At 68.9% G+C, this 5867-nt stretch carries 6 protein-coding genes and 1 pseudogene; all 7 read right to left on the reverse strand.

The window, feature by feature from the left end:
• Positions 1 to 412, reverse strand: a pseudogene (locus MJ797_RS19935) (hypothetical protein); the annotation flags it as partial.
• 152 nt (positions 413 to 564) lie between these two features.
• Positions 565 to 696 carry a hypothetical protein gene (locus tag MJ797_RS27060; RefSeq protein WP_255739254.1) on the reverse strand — a complete coding sequence of 44 codons (132 nt, stop codon included), beginning with the start codon at positions 694 to 696 and terminating at the stop codon, positions 565 to 567.
• A 184-nt stretch (positions 697 to 880) separates the two neighbouring features.
• Entirely contained in the window at positions 881 to 2071 is a 1191-nt protein-coding gene (locus MJ797_RS19940; RefSeq protein ID WP_239337999.1) for an ABC transporter ATP-binding protein, read from the reverse strand.
• 5 nt (positions 2072 to 2076) lie between these two features.
• Positions 2077 to 2958 carry a carbohydrate ABC transporter permease gene (locus tag MJ797_RS19945; RefSeq protein ID WP_374582639.1) on the reverse strand — a complete coding sequence of 294 codons (882 nt, stop codon included), beginning with the start codon at positions 2956 to 2958 and terminating at the stop codon, positions 2077 to 2079.
• Entirely contained in the window at positions 2958 to 3914 is a 957-nt protein-coding gene (locus MJ797_RS19950) for a carbohydrate ABC transporter permease (protein ID WP_374582641.1), read from the reverse strand. Before MJ797_RS19950 ends, MJ797_RS19945 begins: the two co-directional genes overlap by 1 nt.
• The gene (locus MJ797_RS19955; protein ID WP_308128350.1) at positions 3911 to 5263 is read right to left on the reverse strand and encodes an ABC transporter substrate-binding protein; all 1353 of its coding nucleotides are present in this window, start codon (positions 5261 to 5263) and stop codon (positions 3911 to 3913) included. The genes MJ797_RS19950 and MJ797_RS19955 overlap by 4 nt, the downstream gene beginning before the upstream one ends.
• 417 nt (positions 5264 to 5680) lie before the next feature.
• A partial coding sequence (locus MJ797_RS19960; RefSeq protein ID WP_239338002.1) for a hypothetical protein occupies positions 5681 to 5867 on the reverse strand: 187 nt, incomplete at its 5' end.

Here is a 5867-nt window from a genome sequence, read left to right on the forward strand (position 1 = left end):
GGGCTTCGGCGATCCGGGCTTCGGCATCGGCCGTGACGGCCGCGATCTGCACGGCGGCGGCGTCCGGGTCGCCTGCGGTGCGCACGTCGTCGGCCAGGGCGGCGAGCTGGGCGAGCATCCGGTCGGCCTCGGCGCGGAACGCGGTGGTGAACCGGTCGACCTGGGTGGCCAGTCCGGCCATGCCGGCCTCGGCGCGGGCGGTGGCCATCGTGACCGGCCGTCCCAGGTCGGTGGCCACGGCCGGAGCGTCCGCCGTGGCGGTGCCGGCCCGTGCGGCGCGGCGCGGGCCGGGGTTGCGTGCCCGCCAGGCCGACGCCCGGTTGTGGCCGGGGTTGTCGCAGTACTCGGGAAGCCGCCCGATGTCGCTGCTGGGCTCCTCGGTCGGCCGCTCGCAGCCCGGGAACCGGCACATGCGCTGTTCGTCGCGGGTCTGATCGTCCGTTCCCCGTCCAGGGGGTGCGGCCGGAATACGCCAGAAACCTGCCGCCGCCAGTAGCCGCCGGTCAGAGGCCGCGCACCGGGTGATCGTTTCCGGTGGCTAAAGTGCCGATAACTGCCGCCGGGTCACTCGTCGTCCTCGTCGTCCTCGTCGTCGGGCTCGTCCGGGTCGCGCAGCGGCCGCAGCCCGTCGGCCAGGTCCGGGAGCTGGAAGACGTAGCGGCCCTCGCCGTGGATATGCCAGGAGACGAACGGCAACAGCTGGGCGACGTCCTTGTCTCGGGCGGGGTGGCCGCCGGCGCGCAGACCGAACGGCGGCTGACCAGCATCTCAACAGCACCGCGGCAGGTTTCTGGCGTATTCCGGTCCCACCCGGAGGAGGAACACAACATTCCCAGCCTATTGGAGATGCCGGGTCGGGCGGCCGGTCGGCGGCCCGGGCTCAGGTGTCCAGGGTGAGGTTGCGGCCGGACTCCGGGTCGAACAGGTGCAGCTTGTCGGTGTCCACCCACAGGTCGGCCTTCTCACCCTCGCGGATTGCGCTGGCGGCATCCAGCCGGGCGACGACCTGCCCGGCCGCGGCGCCGGGCACGTCGGCCGTGCCCGAGTCACGGGCGAGCTCGTCCAGGTCGGCAGCGGCCGCGGCCCGGTCGGTCCGAACCGTGAAGTAGGCGTACTTGTCCGACCCGAGAGACTCCAGCACGTCCACGGTGGCGGTCAGCCGAAGGCCATGCTTGCCCCCGGCCGACGCGGGGATGAAAGCGGCGTCCTCGAAATACTCGGGTCGCATCCCGAGGATGAACGTGCCGTCCGTCCCGCCCGCCTCGACCGCCTGGCGTTGCCGGGCGTCGGGGGTGATGTCCCCGAGTGGTGTGTGCAGCACGCCGTCGGCGAAGGTCACCGGGAGGAAGTTCATCGCCGGGGAGCCGATGAAGCCGGCGACGAAGATGGTCGCGGGCCGGTCGTACAGCTCACCCGGGGTGCCCACCTGCTGGATACGTCCCGCGCGCATGACCGCGACCCGGTCGCCGAGGGTCATCGCCTCGGTCTGGTCATGGGTGACGTACACGGTGGTGGTGCCCAGGCGGTTCTGGAGCCGGGACACCTGGGTGCGCATCTGGACCCGCAGCTTCGCGTCCAGGTTGGACAGCGGCTCGTCCATGAGGAACGCCTTCGGGTCCCGCACGATGGCCCGCCCCATCGCCACCCGCTGGCGCTGCCCGCCGGACAGGTTCGCCGGCTTGCGGTCCAGGTGGGGGGTGAGGTCGAGGATCTCGGCGGCCTGCTCGACCTTCCGGTTGATCTCCTCCTTCGGCAGCTTCGCGAGCGACAGCGCGAAGCCCATGTTCTGGCGCACCGTCATATGCGGGTAGAGCGCGTAGCTCTGGAACACCATCGCGATGTCGCGGTCCTTGGGCGCGAGATCGTTCACCACCTTGCCGCCGATGCGCAGCTCGCCTTCGGTGATGCCCTCCAGGCCGGCGATCATGTTGAGGGTGGTGGACTTCCCGCAGCCGGACGGGCCGACCAGGATGACGAACTCACCGTCGGCGATCTCGAGGTTCGCGTCGGCGACCGCCGTCTGCCCGTCCGGAAACCGCTTGGTGACGTGGTCGAGAACGATGTCGGCCATGCGCGCTACCCCTTCACCGCGCCGGAGGTGAGCCCGGCGACGATCCGACGTTGGAACAGCAGGACGAAGACGATGATCGGGATCGTGATGACGACCGCAGCCGCCGAGATCGAGCCGATCGGCTCGGCGAACTGGGAGGCGCCGGTGAAGAAGGCGATGGCTGCGGGCGCGGTCCGCGCACTCTCGGTCGACGTCAGCGAGATGGCGAACAGGAAGTCGTTCCAGCAGAAGATGAACACCAGGATCGCGGTGGTCACCATGCCGGGCGCGGCGAGCGGCGCGATCACCCGCCGGAAAGTCTGGAACGGGGTGGCCCCGTCCACCTGGGCCGCCTTTTCCAGGTCCCAGGGGATTTCCCGGAAGAACGCCGACAAGGTGTAGATCGCCAGCGGCAGCGAGAAGGTCAGATACGGGATGATCAGCCCCGGCCAGGTGTCGAAGAGCCCGAGTTCACGCCACAGGTTGAACAGCGGGCTGACCAGAGATATCTGCGGGAACATCGCGATCAGAAGGGAGAGGCCGATCAGGACGTTCTTGCCCGGGAACCGAAGCCGGGCAACCGCGTAGGCGGCCATCGAGCCGAGGACCACCGCGAGCAGCGTCGCGATGAGGGCGATCCCGATGGAGTTGACCAACGCCCGGGTGAACAACGAGGTGTCGAAGATCCCACGGTAGTTCTCCAGCGTCCACCGCCGCGGGATGAAGTCCCCGTCGGAGATGGTGGACGGGTCCTTGAAGGACAGCGACACCAGCCACAGCAACGGAATCAGTGAGAGCAGAATGATCAGCGTGTTCGCGGCGGCCCAGCCGAGCATGCCGTTCCCCTGGCGCCGGCCGCGCCGCGCCGCCGGCGCGGTTCGCCCCGTCGGCGCCGCAATCGTGGTCATCAGCGGTTCACCTCCTGCCCGGGCGCGGCCGTGCCGAAGCCTTTGATGAAGATGAAGGCGATGAGCGCGACGACGAGGAAGATCAGAATGGACAGCGACGAGCCGACGCCCAGGTTCAGCGCGGTGAAGAGGTTGTCGTAGCCGAGGATCGACACCGAGCGGGTGTCATAGCTGCCCGCGGTCAGCACGTAGATGTTGTCGAAGACGCGGACGGCGTCGAGGGTCCGGAACAGCAGCGCCACCAGGATCGCCGGCTTCATCAGCGGCAGCATGACCCGGGTGAGCCGCTGCCATGCGGTGGCGCCGTCCGCCCGCGCCGCGCGCAGCAACTCGTCGGGTACCAGCGCCAGCCCGGCGAGCAGCAGCAGCGCCATGAACGGCGTCGTCTTCCACACCTCGGCGAGGATGATGACGGCGATCCCGCGGACCTGATCGGTGAGCGGAGCCGCGTTCCCGAAAAGCCCGGAGAGGTAGCCGGTGTCCGGCGTCCACGCGTACTTCCAGCCGAAGGCCGCGACCACCGTGACGATGCTGTACGGGATGAGGATCACCGTCCGGACCAGCGTCCGGCCCAACACTGCCCGGTGCATGACGAGCGCCAGGGCCATGCCGAGGACGAACTCGATCACTACCGAGATGACGACGATGATCGCAGTCACGGCGAGCGCCTGCCACCACAGCGACGAACTGAGCGCCGTTCCGTAGTTCGCCAGGCCCACGAACGTCGAGTCGTTCGGGAACCGCAGGTCGTATCGCTGCAGAGAGAGGTAAACGGCGTAGCCGACGGGATAGGCGGTGACGGTCAGCATCACGAGCACGGCCGGCGCGCACAGGGCCCAGCCGAGCCGGCGCTCCGCCCGGGCCCTGGCCGACAGCTTCTTCCTCGGCTGCCTCCCGTTCCGGGTGCCTGCCCCGGAGGCGGCCGGGCGGTCGGCGTCGGGCACGGCGGTGGTCACGGCACAAGTCCCTTCGAGTCAAGGGCGTCGCTGATCCGGCCGCGCAGGTCACCAAGCCGGCCCACGTCCACCAACGACGGCGGCGAGAGCGTGCTCGATATCTGCAGCGACACGCTCTGGTAGGCCGGGCTCTTCGGGCGCACGCTTGCATTCCGCAGCGCCTCGTAGATGTCCGCGGCGAACGGGTAGCCGCCATTTATGAACGCCGGGTCGGTGTACAGGCTCACCAGCGTCGGGGGCAGCCCGCCCTTGACCGCATTGCGGATCTGCTTGTCCCGGCCCCGCAGGCAGGTGACGGCGTCGGCGGAGGACTGCTGATGCTTGCTGTACGCGCTCACCGCGAGGTCGTACCCGCCGATCGTGACGTGGGACGGCTGCCCGGCCACCAGGCTCGGGTACTGCGCCCAGCCCAGGTTCGCCAGCAGTCCCGGGTTGTTCTCCTTGGCGGACGGATAGATGAACGGGTAGTTAAGCTGGAAGGCCGCGTGGCCGGTCTCGAAGGCGAGCCGGGCGTCGTCCTCGTGCTGGTTCGACCAGGACGGGTCCGCCGCGGGGGAGTGCGCCATCGAGGAGATCGCCTCGACGGCGCGCCGTGCCGGCTCGCCCAGTTCCACCCGCTTCCCGTCCAGGCTCAGGATCGACCCGCCGGCGGAGGAGACCAGGGTGTTGAACAGGACGGTGTAGCCCTCGTACTGGGCACCCGGCGTCTCGATGTAGTGCGGCTTGCCCGCCGCGGCGAGGGCGGCCGCCTGCGACAGCATCTCGTCCCAGGTCTTCGGCGGGTTCGGCACCAGGTCCTTGCGGTACCAGAGCAGCTGCGTGTTGGTGTTCAGCGGGGCGGCGTACAGCTGCCCCTTCCAGGTGCCGGTATCCACGGCCGCGGGCAGGGTGCCTCGGGTGATCTCCTCCCGGGCCGGGCCGGTGATCGGCCTGATCCAGCCGGCCTCGGCGAACTCGGCCGGCCAGGTCACGTCCAGCGCCATGATGTCCAGCGAGGTGTCCTTCGCCGCGAGCCTGCGAACCAGCTGCTGGCGCTGCCCGTCCGAGTCGTTCGGCAACAGGTTGATCTTTATCCGGTACCGGCCGCCGGACTCGGCCGAGCATTTCGCCGCGGCCTTGGTGAACGAGCCCGACTGCTCGTTGAAGACGTACCAGTTCACCGTGGCCGGACCCGCGGAACCGCCGCCCCCGCAGGCGACGAGCGTCGACAGGAGCAGGCCGGCCGCGAGTGCCGGTACGAGTGCCCGCCGGCGGCGCGCGGCTCTTCGGGCCGGTGCCGGGTCCGAGGCCGCCCCCGGAAATGTTGACGGACGGACCGTCCTTCTCCGGAAGGGACCCCGAGCACTCACTGCACCGCTCACCACCTCGCCTCACTTTCCCCAGCGAAAGAACGGGGAGCGACCGCGGACGCCGGCCGTTCAGCGACGAACGGCCGCTCTCCCGGGGCGATCGGCGACGGGGTTTACCCGCCGCCGGTATCGGCACCGCGATGTCCATGTTAGCGGATGTCTCGTGTGGCGGATATCGGTGCGGCGGACCCTTGTGGCTGTGCTCATCTGTTGGAAGAAACCCCCACGTGAGACATCCTCTGAGCGGCCCGGGCACGGCGTCGTCGGCGAACATGTGTGGGACCCCAACGCCTACGGCGAACTCAGAACCTGAAACGATCGGTCTATGAAGGATCCGCAATGGATTTACTTGGAGGGTTATGCAGAACTCTTCCATCAAGATCTATAGCAGCGCCTCGACCTGTGGCGATGCATGATCTAGATCATGCAGGATGGGAGTTCTGAATAAGCCTCTTGGTACTTCGAGTAGTGGACGCGCTGTTGTTCCTCGCGCAGGCGGTGGGCGTAGTAGGCGTCGAAGTCGCCGTTGGCGGCGATGGGCCGAGTCGGCGAGGAACGTCCCGAGCATCCGGACCGGTCCCCCCAGCCCGGCCGGGGTTGGAGA

Origin of the sequence: Protofrankia sp. CiP3, assembly GCF_917627345.1 — a bacterium.
GTDB lineage: Bacteria > Actinomycetota > Actinomycetes > Frankiales > Frankiaceae > Protofrankia.